At 40.1% G+C, this 14,630-nt stretch carries 10 protein-coding genes, 1 pseudogene and 1 riboswitch; of the genes and pseudogenes, 9 read left to right on the forward strand and 2 right to left on the reverse strand.

What is annotated here, in order from left to right; genetic code table 11:
- Positions 1 to 372: 372 nt before the first annotated feature.
- The 8 genes and pseudogenes from H525_RS24900 to H525_RS0119865 all read left to right on the forward strand — a co-directional run bounded on the left by H525_RS24900 (position 373) and on the right by H525_RS0119865 (position 10,440).
- Complete coding sequence (locus H525_RS24900; protein ID WP_035102105.1) at positions 373 to 1,662, forward strand: lyase family protein; 1,290 nt, start codon at positions 373 to 375, stop codon at positions 1,660 to 1,662.
- 2 nt (positions 1,663 to 1,664) lie between these two features.
- Complete coding sequence (locus tag H525_RS0119840) at positions 1,665 to 3,164, forward strand: aldehyde dehydrogenase family protein (RefSeq protein WP_027417626.1); 1,500 nt, start codon at positions 1,665 to 1,667, stop codon at positions 3,162 to 3,164.
- 14 nt (positions 3,165 to 3,178) lie between these two features.
- A complete protein-coding gene (locus tag H525_RS0119845; RefSeq protein WP_027417627.1) occupies positions 3,179 to 4,297 on the forward strand; it encodes a Zn-dependent alcohol dehydrogenase in 1,119 nt (372 codons plus the stop codon).
- A gap of 35 nt (positions 4,298 to 4,332) precedes the next feature.
- Entirely contained in the window at positions 4,333 to 4,860 is a 528-nt protein-coding gene (locus tag H525_RS0119850) for a DUF2179 domain-containing protein (protein WP_027417628.1), read from the forward strand.
- Between the two features lie 3 nt (positions 4,861 to 4,863).
- Entirely contained in the window at positions 4,864 to 6,924 is a 2,061-nt protein-coding gene (locus H525_RS0119855) for a methyl-accepting chemotaxis protein (protein ID WP_035102107.1), read from the forward strand.
- A gap of 16 nt (positions 6,925 to 6,940) precedes the next feature.
- Complete coding sequence (locus tag H525_RS24905; RefSeq protein WP_051331181.1) at positions 6,941 to 8,329, forward strand: aspartate ammonia-lyase; 1,389 nt, start codon at positions 6,941 to 6,943, stop codon at positions 8,327 to 8,329.
- Positions 8,330 to 8,470: 141 nt separating this feature from the next.
- Positions 8,471 to 8,608, forward strand: a pseudogene (locus H525_RS26745) (transposase); the annotation flags it as partial.
- A 524-nt stretch (positions 8,609 to 9,132) separates the two neighbouring features.
- Positions 9,133 to 10,440: an Nramp family divalent metal transporter gene (locus tag H525_RS0119865; protein WP_027417630.1), complete on the forward strand. Its 1,308-nt coding sequence runs from the start codon at positions 9,133 to 9,135 to the stop codon at positions 10,438 to 10,440.
- An 83-nt stretch (positions 10,441 to 10,523) separates the two neighbouring features.
- Here the strand turns inward: H525_RS0119865 and H525_RS24910 are convergent, their stop codons facing one another.
- Positions 10,524 to 11,402, reverse strand: coding sequence for a polysaccharide deacetylase family protein (locus tag H525_RS24910; protein WP_081413527.1), 879 nt, complete (start codon positions 11,400 to 11,402; stop codon positions 10,524 to 10,526).
- Between the two features lie 325 nt (positions 11,403 to 11,727).
- On the reverse strand, positions 11,728 to 12,339 hold the full coding sequence (locus tag H525_RS0119875; protein WP_027417631.1) for a manganese efflux pump: 612 nt from the start codon (positions 12,337 to 12,339) through the stop codon (positions 11,728 to 11,730).
- 189 nt (positions 12,340 to 12,528) lie between these two features.
- A riboswitch (M-box (ykoK) riboswitch) is annotated at positions 12,529 to 12,695 on the forward strand.
- 197 nt (positions 12,696 to 12,892) lie between these two features.
- Here H525_RS0119875 and H525_RS0119880 point away from each other — a divergent pair.
- Positions 12,893 to 14,623: an ABC transporter permease gene (locus H525_RS0119880; RefSeq protein WP_211237046.1), complete on the forward strand. Its 1,731-nt coding sequence runs from the start codon at positions 12,893 to 12,895 to the stop codon at positions 14,621 to 14,623.
- The last annotated feature ends 7 nt before the right edge of the window (positions 14,624 to 14,630 follow it).

A 14,630-nucleotide genomic window follows, 5' to 3' on the forward strand; every position in this document is an offset into this window, starting at 1 on the left:
TCCTTTCTCCAGAATGATACGAGGACATTATACTCGTCAACTTCCGGACAGGCAATCCCATCAACTTTAGGTTGTTTTCGGGTATCAATAACAATGTGGGGGCCATAGTTAATACCTTGTCTAACGAAAAAAATTAATAAAACTTGTTTGACTAAAATACTAGCTCATTTTATAATCACATTGTATTTCCTTATATGAACACAAAGTTCGTAATACGAACAAAAAGGAGGGGGAATGAATTTAAATACCTAGTTGTACAGGCTCGCATTTGAAGGGATAAATTTCAATAAATCATTTCGTTTACAAAAAACGGATAGTAAGAGAATGTGTAGTACAAATAAAATTTAAATCAACTGTGCAGTAGGTGAGAGTATGCGAATCGAGCAGGATGCTTTCGGTAAAGTGTCATTATCCGATAAAGTGCTTTATGGAATTCAAACGGTTCGTACTGTGGAAAATATGTCGTTTTCCGGTAAAAGGTTGTCAGAATTCCCTGAGTACATTCGCGCACTTGCTCAAGTTAAGCGAGCTTGTGCTTTGGCGAATCTGAGTGCTGGAGTGATTTCTGAGGAACACTGTAACAAGATTACCACTGCCTGTGACCAGCTCATTCAAGGCAAACATCATGATCAATTTCCTGTTGATATTTTTCATGGTGGCGGTAGTATCGGGGTCAATATGAATGTGAATGAGGTCATCGCGCATCTTGCAGGAGATGATGTCCACCCTTTTGATCATGTGAATGCTTCGCAATCCACAGCGGATGTATGTCATACCGGTCTTCGTATTGCACTCATAGCAATGCTCGAACCGTTAGACCAGGTGGTAAAGGAACTTATCGCTACACTGGACAAACAAGCGGAATCTTTTCAATCGATTCGGACGATTGCAAGAACATGCTGGCAGGATGGGATGAGTGTTCCGTTATCCAGTTTGTTTGAAGGATTGTCTTCTGCTCTAAAACGAAGAAGAAGATTGCTCATGTGCTCGTCAGATGATATCCATTCCATTAATTTGGGCGGAACGGTGATTGGATCAGGAGTAGGGGCTAAAAAAGAGTACCAATCAGCGATTATACGTGAACTACGAAACGTTACAAATCGCTCACTTAAATGGCGAGAGAATTTATATGATGCTGCACAGTATCCAGATGATATAGCGCATCTTTCTTCACAAGTCAGGATTCTTGGAAGCCTTCTCATGAAGTTTGCGAACGATCTTCGTCTTTTGTCCTCGGGACCCGAAACGGGATTATCAGAATTATGTTTGCCTGCTGTACAAGCTGGTTCTTCCTTTTTCCCTGGGAAGGTAAACCCGGTGATCGCTGAAACGATGATGCAGTGTAGCATGCTTATTGCAGGTAATGATTCTGTCATTCAATCAGCTGTGGAAATGGGAGAAGTTCATCTCAATATTTGGGAAGGGATGATAGGGGCTTTGTTAATGCAAAACATTAAGATGCTCACCCAAGCTTCAAAAATCTTCCATGAGCGATGTGTGGCAGGCATTCAGCCGAACACAGAACAATGTGAAACATATGCAACAAGTTTTATTCCAGTAGTAGTGGAGTTGAAGGAAAAGTATGGATACCAGCAGGTATCGAAGTGGTTGAAAGAAATGAGCCATGATGAATTAAGAAGAAAAATACGAGAGGAGAAATAAACATGAGCACAATCCAACCAGCAAAACTAGAATGGGCCAAGGAATGGTTAAAGGACACAAAAAAGTTTTACATTGGAGGTCAATGGATTAAGGGCATAACAACATCCAGCTCGATTAATCCAGCCAATGGTCAAGAGGTAGGGACGTTCTACGATAGTACTCCAAAACACGTCGATCAAGCAGTTGAAGCAGCAAGAAAGGCTTTTACAGGCCAAGAATGGGGAAAAATGAGCCGCAAAGAAAGAGCGAAAAAACTGCATGCGATTGCTGCTGTGATTCGTGAACATCAAGCAGAGTTAGCGACGTTAGAGTCTTTAGATAACGGAAAGCTATATAAAGAAGCTTTTGTTGATGATATGGGCGAAGCAGCTGATATTTTCGACTATTATGCCGGATGGACAGATAAATTTTATGGTGAAAATAATCCGGTGGATGGAGATTTTCTAAGCTATACCGTACGTCAACCTGTAGGGGTTTGCGGTCAAATTGTTCCGTTTAACTTCCCATTGTTAATGGCAGCATGGAAAATTGCTCCTGCACTTGCGATGGGAAATACGGTTATTTTAAAACCTTCGGATAAAACATCGTTTTCTGCGATTCGATTCTTCGAACTTGTGGATGAAGCGAATATCCTGCCGCCAGGTGTTATCAACTTGGTTCTAGGGGGAGCGGAAGTAGGCTCTGCTATTAGTAACCACAATGGAATTGATAAAATCACCTTTACAGGAAGCACAAACATCGGTAAGCAACTGGTACGTGATTCCGCTAATTCAAACTTAAAAACGGTTACATTAGAGTTAGGTGGAAAGTCACCAAATATCATTTTTGATGACGTGCCAAATCTAGATTTTGCGATTGAACGCTCTTTCTATGGACTCTTTACTCATAAAGGCGAAAAATGTTCGGCGCCGACAAGACTGTTTGTACAACGCGGCATTTATGACAAAGTGATAGACGGAATTGTGAAATTTGCCAGCTCGTATAAGCTGGGCGATCCGTTTGATCCAACAAGTGATCAAGGACCCCAATGCTCAGAAGAACATATGGAGCGCATCCTTGGCTATATTCAAAGCGGTATCGAAGAAGGGGCTAGAGTCGTTGTTGGTGGAGAGCGTGATGTAGAAGGTGAAAAAGCAAATGGATTCTATATCAAGCCAACGATCTTTGCTGATGTTACAAACGATATGAAAATTGCTAGAGAAGAAATTTTTGGTCCTGTTCTTTGTATTATTCCGTTTGATACGGAAGAAGAAGTGGTACAAATGGCCAATGATACGATTTATGGTTTAGCAGCAGGGCTTTGGACAAGAAATATTGCCCGTGCACAACGGGTTGCAAATCAACTAGAAGCGGGTCAAGTATTTATTAACCGTTATGGTTGCTATGATTTCGCAAGTCCATTCGGCGGATTTAAACAAAGTGGATGGGGCAAAGAATATGCGATTCATTCTTTAGAGTCTTATACAAAAACAAAAGCGATTTGGATCTACACAGCAGAATAAGGGAGAGAAACAGCATGAAGATGAAAGCAGTTGTTATGACAGAAATTGGAGCACCACTTCGTATTGAAGAGGTCGAACTTGCAGAGCCAAAGGCGAATGAGGTTCTCGTTAAAATCGAAGCGACAGGGGTTTGCCATAGTGATTTAAATGCCCTGCATGATGAAACTACTCCAATCCCTACGATTCTTGGGCACGAAGGTTCCGGTATCGTAGTGGAAGTAGGACCAAACGTAAAAAATGTTAAGATTGGCGATAAAGTAGCACTTAGCTGGGTTCCGTTCTGTGGTACATGTGAATTTTGCCAGACCGGACAGGTCAATCTTTGTGAGTCTGCCTTTGGTCCGATGTTTGAAGGAACGCTACTTGATGGAACAACTCGTCTGAGCTTAAACGGTGAAAAAGTATATCATAACTCGTTGCTTTCCACTTTCGCTGAGTACACAGTCGTACCCGAAATGAGCTGCGTGAAGCTTCCTGATGAAATGCCTTTTGCTCAAGCATCCTTGATTGGTTGCGGGGTAGCAACTGGATACGGAGCAGCAGTCAAAGCGGCAAAAGTAACACCGGGTTCAACCGTTGCTATATTTGGAATTGGTGGCGTAGGTGTTAATGCTATCCAAGGTGCTCGCATTGCTGGAGCATCGAAAATTATTGCGTGTGATTTAAAAGAGCAAAACTTAGAAATTGCGAAAACGTTTGGTGCTACTCACACTGTGAATGTAGGGGAAGGCAACGTAGTAGAAATGTTGAAAGAATTAACAGGAGGCTTTGGCGTACATTTCGCTATCGACTGCTCAGGAAACACCAATGCAGCTTCTACTGCTTGGCAGGCAACAAGAAAAGGTGGAACAACCGTTGTGGTCGGTGCCTTTAACCCAAAAAGAGAGTTGACGCTTCCGGCAAACGGATTCCATCGTGTAGGGAAAAATTTGAAAGGAAGTTTCTATGGTGATGTTCATCCTTTCCTTGATTTCCCGATTATTGCTGAACTTTATTTAGATGGCAAGTTCAAATTGGATGAGTTAGTTCTTTCTCGCATTCAGTTAGAAGATATCAATAAGGCATTTGACAGTTTCCACAATCAATGTTGTGTTAATGTAGGTCGCACAGTGATTGAATTTGGAGGAAAGTGATATAGGGCGTTTTGCCCTATATCTTCTTTGTTCATATGAAACAGTTACTTTTTATCGTTTTTTTACAAGTTGTCTACGTCTCATTGATGAGCGTACGATTTATTTTAATGGTTAAAGGAATCCGTTATATGGCGGCATTTATCAGTGCTGTCGAAATCGGTATTTATGTAGTTGGGTTTAAAATTGTATTAGACAATTTAAATGATCCCGTAAGTCTTATTGTATATTGCTTGAGTTATGGACTAGGGATTTTGATTGGCACCAAGATAGAGGAGCGCCTTGCTCTGGGCTATGCGACGATTCAAGTGGTTACGACAAAGACAGACATATTCATATCAGAACAATTGCGTAAAAAAGGGTATGGAGTGACAACTTGGCAAGGAGAGGGACGAGAAGGCTCGCCTCGTACTGTTTTGTCTATCGTGACTCATCGTAAGCGACAATTCATTCTTTATAAGGAGATTCTTTTAATGGATCCGGAAGCATTTATTGTTAGCTATGAACCGAAACACTTCCATGGGGGATTTTATCATTTTCCGCATAATGGACTAGGAGAGGAATGAATTATGAAAAGAAGAAAAATAAAAATAAAGACAAAAATGATTGCAGCTTTTTTGCTTATCACGTTAGTCCCCATTTTAACGATAAGTTCCTTTATCTATAAAACGATCAACGATCAAATTAAGGATGATTTTATAAGAACAACGGAAAAGGAAACCGCCCAAGTAGATAAAGGGATTGAATTGTATCTTGAGACAATAAAAGAAAATACAAAACTGCTTTCTACGAATCCTGTAGTTATGCAGGCTAATCAATCTATTACCTCTTATGTACAAGCGAAAAGTAATAAAATGACCCCGTCTAAGAATGGAGGCATTGAATCAGCCATTTATAACGTGTATAAAAATTTCGCTACTTCTCATCCTAATATCGCTTTTGTATACATGGGAACAGAACATGGGGGATATGTTCAATATCCAGAGGCAATGAATGCTGAATTTTATGATCCTAGACAGAGACCGTGGTATAAAGCAGCTAAAGAACACCCGTCAGATGTTATCCGGACAAACGCTTATCAATCTGTCCCTGATCCTTCTGTTATTATAGGTACAGTTAGCGTTGTAAAAAATGAGCGGGGAGAAATTATTGGTGTTCAAGGATTAGACGTCTCACTTTCTAATTTTACAAATATTATAAAAAACATTCATATTGGTAAAACAGGCTTTCTTATGGTTGTACAGGGGGATGGGACGATTTTGGCTAATCCAAAGAACCTTGCTACCAATTTTAAGAATATTACAGATTTAAAAATTAACGGATTCAATAATGTATCCTCACTTGATAAAAAATTACTTGAAGTTCAATATAATGGAAAATATTATGTAGCTAATATCTTTACTTCTCCTAAAATAGGCTGGAAATATATTTCCTTCATCGAAAAGTCGGAACTGAATGAAAACTCTGCTCATATTAATATGATTATTTTACTTATTACGATCGTATTTGTTTTGCTCGCTCTTATTGTCGCCTATCGTATGTCGTTACAATTTTCCAACCCAATTGTGTTAACAGAAAAATATTTAAATGTCATTGCAACGGGGGATTTATCTCAGCCGTTCCCCGAGAGTTTACTCAAGAGAAGAGACGAATTTGGAAACTTGGCAAATTCAATTCATCAGATGACGTGTAAACTTCGACATCTATTAGAACGAGTAAAAGAAACTTCTGAACAAGTAGCTGCTTCATCTCAACAATTCAATACAATTGTAGAGCAAACGAGTAAGGCCACAGAGCAAATTACCAATTCGATTCAGGAGCTAGCGGCAGGTACTGAAAAACAGGTTGTAAGTACAAGCAAAACTCGTGAATTTGTTTCAGGTATTTCAAGCGGAATGGAACAAGCGGCGATTTCAGTAGAAGGTGTCTCTACCCTTTCTCTTACTACAAATCAAAAAGCAAGGAGAGGATTAGAACTTGTAAATCAGACGATCGAGCAAATGAATAAGATAAATGAAAAGGTAGTAGAAACAGCCAACGTGGTACGAACACTCGAAGAGAAGTCTAAATGCATCGGGGGAATTACTACGATCATCACTGAAGTTGCGAACCAAACAAACTTACTCGCTTTAAACGCTGCTATAGAAGCGGCAAGAGCCGGGGAGCAAGGAAAGGGATTTGCAGTTGTGGCAGATGAAGTCAGAAAATTAGCAGAACAATCGGGTTTAGCAACAGATGAAATTCGAAAAGTTATTGAAGAGATTCAAACGGAATCAGGGAAAGCTGTACGATTTATTGATGATAGCTCAGCTGCATTTTATCAAGGACTAGAAATGGTTCAACAGACAGGTAATTCTTTTGCGGATATTGTGAAAATGGTCGAAGAAGTATCGAAGCAAACGCAAGAAGTTTTTGTAGTGGTTGAAGAAGCCAATACAGGTTCGCTACATATGGTCGATATGATAGGGAATGCGAACTTGATTTGGGAGCAATCAGCAGTAAATACTCAACATATTGCATCAGCAGCGGAGGAGCAGTATGCATCGATGGAAGAAATCGCATCATCAGCTGAGTCACTTAATAAAACGGCATATGATTTACGAAGTATGGTTAATCACTTTAAATTGTAATCAGGGAGGGTTATAGATGATGCGGATGGAAAAGGATGCATTAGGTGGATTGGAAATAGATGATGATGTTTATTATGGCATTCAAACAGTACGAGCTTATGAGAATTTTTCGATCTCCGGGCAGAGTATAGAGATGTATCCTAAATTGATTTGGAGTATGGCAGTTATTAAAAAATCAGCAGCGCTTGCAAACCGAGATATTGGTGTTCTTGAAAGTGAGATAGCGGATGCTATTTGTGCGGCGGCAGACGAAATTATGAACGGGCGTATGAAGTCGCAGTTTCCCGTCGATGTGTATCAAGCAGGTGGCGGGGTTTCTGTAAACATGAATATCAATGAGGTCATTGCCAATCGAGCAAATGAGATGCTGACTGGACATAAAGGATATGATCGTGTGCATCCTAATGTGCATGTCAACATGTCTCAATCTACAAATGATGTATTACCGAGCGCGATTAAGCTTGCCTGCTTTCTTTATATACAAGATTTACTTCAAAGCTTACATATAATTGAGAACGCCTTGGCAAAGAAAGTAACCGAATTTCGTGACGTTGTTAAAATTTCTAGGACTTGTTTACAGGATGCCGTACCTATTACACTTGGACAACAGTTTAGTGGATATCACTCTTTTTTTTGTAGACAAATTGAAGAGGTGGAAACATTAAAAAAGGTGTGCCTTCCTCTCGTTATGGGAGCTACTGCTGTTGGAACAGGAATCGGTTCCTATCCGGGTTATATGGAAAAGATATATCAATATTTACCCCATATTTCAGGGATACCCGTTACAAAAGAAAATAATTTCTTTGATGGTCTTCAGAATGCCGATGTGTACCTTAAAATTTCGTCTGCATTAAAATGCCTAGCAACAGGACTATCCAAGTTAGCCAGTGATTTGAGGATGCTATCATCAGGGCCTAGAGCGGGATTTGCCGAAATTACATTACCAGCAGTACAACCAGGATCATCGATTATGCCAGGGAAAATAAATCCTTGTATACCGGAGATGGTGATTCAAGTTTGTTTTGAAGTGTATGGACATGACCAGACGATTACACTGGCTGTTGATCGAGGTGAGTTGGATTTAAACATATGGGAACCTATCATACTGAAAAATTTATTTGCATCATTTCAGCTACTAACCAACAGCATTGTATTGTTTACAAATAAATGTATTGAAGGAGTTAAAGCTAACAAGGAGATTTGTAAACAATACGCAGAGACCTCCTTATCACTTTCAACGGTATTATCATCATTATTTGGGTATGAAACAGCCTGTGATATTGCAAAAGAGGCTTATGAAAGAGGACTGACGATTAAGGAGTTAGCTATTGAAAAAGAAATGCTTATGGCAGAGGAAGCAGAACAGTTACTAAATCCAATCATTCTAACTGGATTGGATAAATGAACAGAACAAAGTTCTGTGAAAAAATAAAAAGTCGATAGGCAGCTCATTCAATTTTTAACGTATACCCGAAAGAAGTCTTCCACTTCTAAACAGGAAGAGGGTCTGACTCATAACCTTTTGAGTCGGATCTTTTTTTGTGTGAGCCCGGCGGCGATAGTATTAGCATTGATGGAGATGGTCATAAACGGTGTATCAACCCGCAAAGTCTCTCAGATTACAGAGGAACTATGCGGTACTGAGTTTTCAAAATCCACCGTTTCGGATCTATGCAAGCGCCTACATACATTTAATTTTTCTCCTTATGGTTACAGGAGGGCTTTCACAATCGCTTGTGCACAGAAATGAGCTCATACAACAATTAATGGATTATCATAGGTGGGCAAATTTTAAATTAATCAAGTACATGGAAAGTTGCCAAAAGATCATTCCATGCAGAAGTGAAAAATGTATTCCAAACTATTTCCCAAACTTTTGGCCATATGGCATCCGTAGATAAGTTTGGTATAACCTTTCTTACACGCATAAGGGCAACTAAGGCTAGAACTCACGCCTACGGCTTGGCGCCAGCCAAGTTTTCTTTATCGAGAGCAGATTATACCTTCTGACTTGCCATAAAAAACGTTCATGTAGTAAGATATACATACGGAACTTTCCTTAAGGAAACTTTTTTAGAATAGGACAACAATAGTAGTTCCCCCTTGTAATCTTTTTTCATACAGTATAAAAGATTTTATTAGGCATAAATGCCGGCCTTCGGCAAAAAAACAGCGTGTTTCTAAAAGTATCAAGGAGGGAGTTTAATGTTGCAACCTGAGATATCGAGTACTGAAACTTTAGTACAGCCATCAGTGCCCAATAAGACGGTAGAAGCTGCCCGTGCTGCTATTATGGGGAAGAGTCGAGGAATTCGCGCCTTACTCCCATTCTTAGGACCTGCTTTTATCGCTTCAATCGCGTATATTGATCCGGGTAATTTTGCCACAAATATTCAAAGTGGTTCTCAATTTGGTTATAAAATGCTGTGGGTTGTGGTATTAGCTAACCTAATGGCTTTACTGCTGCAGAACTTGTCAGCGAAGCTGGGGATTGCCACGGGTAAAAACTTGCCGGAGCTTTGCCGCGATTATCTGCCCAGGTGGATGACGATAACCATGTGGGTATTTTCTGAAGTTGCGGCGATGGCGACAGATCTAGCTGAATTTTTAGGGGCTACTTTAGGGTTGAACCTATTGTTTGGCATTCCTTTGTTATATGCAACACTTTTAACGGGGATCGCTACTTACCTCATCCTTATGCTGGAACGTTTTGGTTTTAGGCCCCTCGAAAAATTTATTGTTTCTTTTGCTGTTTTAATCGGTCTCTGCTACCTGGTAGAAACTCTTATATCTAAGCCTTCTTTATCGCAAGTCATTTATCATAGTGTCGTCCCGTGGTTAGGAAATAAGGATAGTATTATCCTTGCTGTTGGAGTCATTGGTGCAACAGTAATGCCCCATGCTATTTATCTGCACTCCAGTTTAACGCAAAATAGGATTGTGCCCCGAAATGATCGGGAAAAGATTAAAATTCATCAATACAGTACAAAAGAAATTATTCTTGCCATGTCCTTTGCCGGATTTGTAAATATTTCCATGATGTATATGGCGGCAGCTGTTTTCAACACATCCGGCCATAATGGAATAAGCGATATTCAATCCGCTTATAAAACGTTAACCCCTTTACTTGGTTCAGCTTCCGCCAGTGTTTTTCTGGTATCTCTTCTGGCCTCGGGTATCTCAAGTTCGGTTGTGGGTACGATGGCCGGGCAAGTTATTATGCAAGGATTTGCAGGCTTTACGATTCCTGTTTGGTTGCGCCGCGTCCTTACTATGGCTCCTACTGTTGTGATTATTGCTCTGGGAGTGGATCCAACACAAACACTGGTCATTAGTCAAGTTGTATTAAGTATTGTACTACCCATTCCTATCACCGCATTAATTTACTTTACCAGACGTAAAGACATCATGGGTGTATTGGTCAACAAAAAGATTATAACAATTTTATCCACTTTCTGTGCGATTGTCATTTTGGCATTAAACTTGTTCCTTATTTACCAGACAATCTGGGGGTAAACTTGCAATTCGGCTAAGGCCATGATTCACAAGGGGGTGAATCATGGCCTCTTTGACTTTTTTACAAGAAGCTTTCCCTCATTTTATAAATCGATGATCTTTTTAAATTCTTTAAGGCTTGTATATGGGAAGACGGCTATTCGATTTAATTCAAATTTCGAACTGCCTGGATATACTCTTCCTGAATGGGTCGTAAACGCCATATGGAAACCTTCTTCTTTTAGAATCTTTATCGTGTTTGGATTGTATTGACCGAATGGATAAGCAAAATAATGAGCATGCGTTAATTCCTTGACAGAGTGAATATCTTTTTTAACATCTGCAAGCGGCTTCACTGCCATAAAGCTTTTTTTGCCGAGCAGACGGTGGAACTTATGGGCATGAGCTTGAAATTCAAATACATCACTGTATTTAGGCAACTCAGACCAGCTGACATGGTTCAGTTTATTTGGATTGAACTTCTCAGGCTTTTGCTGCATGGGTCCTGTCATTAGGAATATGGTTGCTTTATAGTGGTAACTTCTGAGTATGGGTGCAGCGTAAATAAAATTAGATAAATAACCGTCATCAAATGTTAAAACGACTATTTTTTTCGGCAGCCGAATTTTCTTATCTACATATTGTTCAAGTGTATGGAGCTGAATCGTTTGGTAGCCACTATCATGAAGAACTTTCATTTGGGCGGCAAACGCTTGAGGTGTAATTACAGCTGCATTATTACGAAACTTTTTGTTTTCGCTTGGCTTTAGTAAATGATGATACATAAGAACAGGAATTCCTCGAGCAGGCGTGTCGATATTGCTTTTCTCGTAAGGTCGAGATGGGAAAAGAGAATAATTATTAGAAATAGCATGAACGGGAGACCTTTCAGGAGTCCCCGTTCCGGTGTTATCGATATTACTATAAGCAGGAAGCATACATACTATAAGGAAACAGGCGAGTATATGTCTTATTTTTTGCATGTTGTTCACTCCGTTTCTAGAAAGCCTGCCTCGTTCCAAGCCGGCTTTATTTAAGTCTAATAACTTGATTCAAGATGCAAGTAAGTCGTTTTTTATTACAAACCTATTGCATTATCTATCGCGTAATTCTTTAAAGAGTTGTTGAATATATATCTTGTCCAATAAACGCTCAATTTATTTTGCTGCTTTTTCTTCTATTGGAGCAAGTTCACTTGCAATATAAGGAAACGACTCTTTCTTTAGTCTGTATTTTGCCTTTAGACTAGAGATGTTCAATAACACCTGGTATGAAAAAACAGGTCATTTAAATAATAAAGTTACTCGTTCAAAACATTTGGTGCAAACCTACAAGGATAAGTAAAATACCTGCAACAACGGTCGCTTGTTTTCCTAACTTATCGGCAACAAACCTTGATCCAAGATAAGTACATAGACCAACACACAGGTAACTTAGCACACCATAAATAAATGAAGTTGCCCAAACATTAAGATGTGTGATACCCGCATCAAATCCACCTGCTAAATTATTTACGGATAAGGCAATTCCGAGTATGATTGCTTCCGTAAAACTAATTGTTTTTGATCCGTCTAAATTCGCCTCCTCAGGATTTCGTAAAATTCGGAGGAAAGAGTTGCTGTTAGATTTGGTTTGTTCTGAAGGGGGAGTCAGAAATGGCTGACATAATACCCAAATTCCGATAGAAGACAGCACGATCATGCCAATTAAATTACCCAGAAAAGGTGTCGTCCAAAGAGCGAGCCACTTTCCAAAAATCCCCCCTATGAGGGCTAATAAAAATCCCATCAATGCAATAATGAAATTAGCAAACCACGGGATGCAAACTTTCCTCACTCCATATGCAATGCCAGCCCCTGCATTATCAAGATTAGAAGCTACTCCAATCGCAAGGATGGCTATTAAGCTGTGCAAATCCAGTGTGATTCCTCCCTTTTCCTTTTCTATTAGGCATATGCGTGATAACTTGTATGTGTTTCTTGAGAGAAACTTACGGTTGTTATCATCCAAAATAAGGATTTAACTTGAGAAAGGTTGTCTGAAATTATGTGTAAGAAAAGAATTGACAAGAATTCACTATGAGAGTATTTTTATAATGTACTTCAAGTAAATATTCCTCGTTAGGCGAGGCTCCTATACAAACAAAGGCCACTGCCCGGAAACGTCGAAAGACGCCAATGGGTAGAACAGGGACTGTCGGATTAAGGCTTTCCATAAGGTGGCTGAGGGTTTTCCTCTACGTTGTATAGTGCCAAAGCTCAACCAGGGGGAAAATCAGCTTTTTTTGTGATGCGTAAAAACCCTCTGGTATAGAGGGTTTTTTTTCATCCTTTTCTTCATTATCTTTTTTTCAGTAAAACTTAGAATGTTTTACTGAAAAAAAGATAAAAGAATGTTCGGTGAAAAATGGACTCTCCCTATGATCGATCCAGCGGAGAGTTTTTTATGTAGTAATTGGAAGGAGGAAATAAAAATGAAGATGCCTCTTTTTTCTTCGATGAATACGAAGCGTTTTGGATGGGCTGACGTGCTTGTGCTTTTCGTGGTATTCGGCCTATTATATGCGATGATTCGTCTCGGTGCGGGTATGGAGGTACCTTTTACACCTACACAGAAGCTAACGATTAGTTTAAATCCATGGTATTTGCCTTACTATGCAGGACGTTCCTTGCTGCGTATGTTTTTGGCATTTGGTGCCTCGCTTGTTTTTACGCTGATTTACGGTAGAATTGCTGCCAATAGTCGAACAGCGGAAAAAATTATGATTCCTTTGATTGATATTTTGCAATCCGTACCTGTTTTAGGCTTTTTATCCGCGACCGTTACGGGGTTTATCTCGCTTTTTCCCGGTAGTCTTTTTGGAGTGGAATGTGCCTCCATTTTCGCCATTTTCACGGGGCAGGCTTGGAATATGACCTTTAGCTTTTATTATTCGCTTCGTACCGTCCCGAAAGATCTGCATGAATTCTCGATGATGGGTCAACTCAGTGGATGGACCCGATTTACGAAGTTGGAAGTTCCCTATGCAATGATTGGGCTAATTTGGAATAGCATGATGTCGTTTGGAGGAGGCTGGTTCTTCTTGGCTGCATCCGAAACGATAACGGTTCTGAACAATCATATTCAACTCCCGGGAATTGGTTCTTATATTGCAACCGCAATTGATGAAGGAAATATGCGTGCTGTTGTTTATGCCAGTGTTGTAATGGTCTTAATGATTATTCTTGTGGATCAATTGTTTTGGCGGCCTATTGTAGCTTGGGCTCAAAAGTTTAAGAATGAACAGACTCAATCGGGAGATGCTCCAACGTCGTGGGTGCTGCTTCTGATTCAACGGGCTCACATGGTAGAGTCGATCGTGGATCGAATTAAACTTACTTCCAAAAGAGTAAAGAACCAGCTGCAAAATCGCTTTCTTATCCGAAATAAAGAGAGCAAAATCCAAAGTAGGTCTCGTGTCGACTTGTTGGCTAAATGGATTGCTGCCGTTATCGTAACAGGTTATGTTTTATACCTTACGTATCAGGGGGCCATTCTCGTTAGCCAGCTCAGTTTTCGTGAAATTGTTCATGTTGTTTGGCTTGGACTTTTGACATCGTTACGCGTATTCGTTTCGACGTTTATCGGCGCGATATGGACAATTCCCGTTGGGGTAACAATTGGCTTTAACCCTCGGTTGGCACGGATTGCCCAGCCTATTGTCCAAATCTTAGCCTCTTTCCCTGCTAATATGGTGTTTCCTTTTTTGACCCTTGTGTATTTAAAATTAGGGGTTAACTTTGAGTGGGGGGCGATCCCTCTGATGATGTTAGGAACACAATGGTACATTCTATTCAATGTAATTGCCGGTGCTATGGCCATCCCTTCCGATTTACGGGAAGCAGCGGCTATTCATAACCTATCCACACTTAAAAAATGGAAGGTCCTTATCTTACCTGGCATTTTCCCCTTCTTTGTCACAGGGGGGATTACAGCAAGTGGGGGAGCCTGGAATGCCAGCATTGTATCAGAAATCGTCTCATGGAAAGGAAAGGGCTTAGTAGCTACAGGATTGGGTTCCTATATTTCTCAAGCTACAACTTCCGGGAATTGGGCACAAATTATATGGGGGATTTTTGTCATGTCAGTTCTCGTTGTGTTATTTAATCGTTTGGTTTGGAGAAGGCTCTATACGCTGGCCGAAAATAAATTCGATATCGAGTAAGGGGGGG

The organism is Aneurinibacillus terranovensis DSM 18919, assembly GCF_000430625.1.
Classification (GTDB): domain Bacteria; phylum Bacillota; class Bacilli; order Aneurinibacillales; family Aneurinibacillaceae; genus Aneurinibacillus_B; species Aneurinibacillus_B terranovensis.

Excerpts from the sequence above, each read along its gene's own strand:
- H525_RS24910 (WP_081413527.1), bottom strand. The coding sequence starts at position 11,402 with ATGCAAAAAATAAGACATATACTCGCCTGTTTCCTTATAGTATGTATG.
- H525_RS0119880 (WP_211237046.1), top strand. The coding sequence starts at position 12,893 with ATGAAGATGCCTCTTTTTTCTTCGATGAATACGAAGCGTTTTGGATGG.
- H525_RS0119840 (WP_027417626.1), top strand. The coding sequence starts at position 1,665 with ATGAGCACAATCCAACCAGCAAAACTAGAATGGGCCAAGGAATGGTTA.
- H525_RS0119845 (WP_027417627.1), top strand. The coding sequence starts at position 3,179 with ATGAAGATGAAAGCAGTTGTTATGACAGAAATTGGAGCACCACTTCGT.
- H525_RS24905 (WP_051331181.1), top strand. The coding sequence starts at position 6,941 with ATGATGCGGATGGAAAAGGATGCATTAGGTGGATTGGAAATAGATGAT.
- H525_RS0119855 (WP_035102107.1), top strand. The coding sequence starts at position 4,864 with ATGAAAAGAAGAAAAATAAAAATAAAGACAAAAATGATTGCAGCTTTT.
- H525_RS0119850 (WP_027417628.1), top strand. The coding sequence starts at position 4,333 with ATGAAACAGTTACTTTTTATCGTTTTTTTACAAGTTGTCTACGTCTCA.
- H525_RS24900 (WP_035102105.1), top strand. The coding sequence starts at position 373 with ATGCGAATCGAGCAGGATGCTTTCGGTAAAGTGTCATTATCCGATAAA.